2 protein-coding genes and 1 pseudogene are annotated in these 2,214 nt (G+C 27.5%); all 3 read left to right on the top strand.

Features of this window, described 5'->3' with window-relative positions; genetic code table 11:
* Window positions 1-290 (top strand): annotated as a pseudogene (locus I3255_RS13780) (hypothetical protein); the annotation flags it as partial.
* Window positions 280-1,359 carry a glycosyltransferase gene (locus tag I3255_RS13775; protein WP_238039316.1) on the top strand — a complete coding sequence of 360 codons (1,080 nt, stop codon included), beginning with the start codon at window positions 280-282 and terminating at the stop codon, window positions 1,357-1,359. The pseudogene I3255_RS13780 and the gene I3255_RS13775, both read left to right, overlap by 11 nt.
* Window positions 1,356-2,214, top strand: an 859-nt coding sequence (locus tag I3255_RS13770; RefSeq protein ID WP_238039315.1) for a glycosyltransferase, incomplete at its 3' end; no start/stop codon positions are given. The genes I3255_RS13775 and I3255_RS13770, both read left to right, overlap by 4 nt.

Here is a 2,214-nt window from a genome sequence, read left to right as displayed (position 1 = left end):
AATATACAAATATAGATGGTTCTTATTATATGCATACAGATGTCGGTTTTTTAAGGCCCATTTTTTTTGGTGGGATATTTTTTACTATGGCTTACTATTTTATATTTATATATCCTTTATATCATTCTATTTTTTCAAGCAAAATTACTCATGGATTTTATTTATTTTCATGTCTTATTATCATGTTGTGTGTCTTTGAAATTAAAGGTGAGTCGCTTATATCATTTTTAGCTGTTTTATATCCTTTTTTAATTTTACCATTATTTAATATTAGAAAATATGAAGATTAAAGTTAACAATAAAGATCTTGTTTTTGTTATTCACCAATTTAAAACTGGTGGTGTAGAAGCTATGTTTGTAAATTTAGCTAATAAATTGAAGGATAGAAAAATATACCTTATATTATCTTTCGATTCATTTGACAAAGACTTGATTCTTAATTTACCTAATAATGTTATTTTAATTAATGAAGGGAAGAAAAAACCAAGCCTATTAAATATAATAAGAGTTGTTTACAAAATGAATAATATGTATGATTTTTCTAATGTCAATATTATAAATTTTTCAGATACTCTATCCACATTATTGATTCAAAAATTAATAAAATCTAAGGGCAAAATTTCTTGGGTTCACTGTAATCCATATGCTTTAAAAGAGTCTACTTCTTTTATCTTATATAAAAAGTTTTTATCTGAAAATGATAAGATAATATGTCTTTGTGATTCACAAAAAATAGCGCTAGAGCAACTTGTTCCATCACTTGCTAAAAAAGTATATTTAATATCAAATTTCATAGATGAAAAAACGGTTGATATTAAAGCTAAAGATTTTTTTTATGTTGACTATAAATTTATTCTGATGGTTTCTAGGTTTGATTTAAGAACTAAAGATTTTAAAACAGTCATCGATGCTTATTTGAGTTTACCTATTTTTATTCAAAATGCTTATAAGCTAGTGTTATTGGGGGATGGTCCTGATTTTAATGAAATTAAAAATTATTGTAATAATGAAAATATAATATATCCAGGTAGGGATATTAATCCTTTTAAGTGGATGTTTAATTGTGAGTTTCTTGTACATTCATCTCTATCTGAAGGTTTTTCATTAGTTTTACTTGAAGCTATGTTTTTAGGAAAATCTGTTATCTCATCTGATTGTAATTTCGGGCCCGATGATATTCTTTATAATGGGAAATACGGCTTCTTGTTTGATATACATGATTCTGAAGCATTAAGTGAACTTATGAAAAGTTTGCTACTAGATGAGTCATTAAAGCTCAATTTTGAACGTAAGGCTTTAAAAAGAGCAAAAGAAATACAGTTAATGGCGGAAGATTCAATTAAGAGATATCTATTATGAAAAAAGTTACAGCTTGTATTGTAACATACAATAGAGAGCATGATTTATTAAGGTGTATTGAGAAAGTTTTAGAACAAAGCAAAAAGTTGGATAATATAATTATCTACGATAATGCATCTAGCGACGATACTATAAAGTCGTTGTCATTAAAATATAATCATCAATTTAAAAAATCAAATGAATTAAATTTACTTGCTAATGTTGACGGTACTGATGTGTGGGTTTTTTCTGCTCTGATTAATAGTGGTGGAGCAGGTGGTTTTCATGAATCGGTAAAATTGGCAAATGAAAAATTAGATACAGATTATTACTGGCTAATGGATGATGATGGATACCCGGATAAAAATTGCTTAAATAGTTTATATGAATTTATAAATAATAGTCATCTTAACTATGTAATGCCTGTAAGTATTGATATTGATAATCATAAACAATTATCATGGGCAACACGAATGAAGAACGGACAGAAAACGATTTGCTACCAAAAGTTATCTGAATCATGGGGGAAAGTGATGGATTACATTACTCCATTTAATGGTTCGTTAATTTCACAAAAATGTGTTGATGATGTCGGCTATGTAAATAAAGATTTCTTTATCTGGGGTGATGAGTATGAGCATTACTGGCGTTGTAAAGAAGCTGGTATATTTCCAGTAACATTAATGAACTCAGTTTTTTATCACCCAGCGATGAAGTTACCTTTATACTCTACTTTTTTTAATTTGTTTAAAGTACCTTATTCCGAATCTGAATTACGTATGGTTTGTTTAGCTAGAAATTATACTTACATATATAAGAAACACGATAATGTTTTAAAAATCCCTGCCAAACTTCTAATATATAGTTGGTTCTTTC

Origin of the sequence: Psychrobacter sp. Ps6 (assembly GCF_022129235.1) — a bacterium.
In the GTDB taxonomy this organism is placed as follows: domain Bacteria; phylum Pseudomonadota; class Gammaproteobacteria; order Pseudomonadales; family Moraxellaceae; genus Psychrobacter.
Note: the sequence above shows the minus strand (reverse complement) of the source record. Positions and strands in the feature narration are given on the sequence as shown.

Bases quoted from the DNA above. Each gene is read 5' to 3' on its own strand.
- I3255_RS13775 (WP_238039316.1), top strand. From the start codon at position 280: ATGAAGATTAAAGTTAACAATAAAGATCTTGTTTTTGTTATTCACCAA.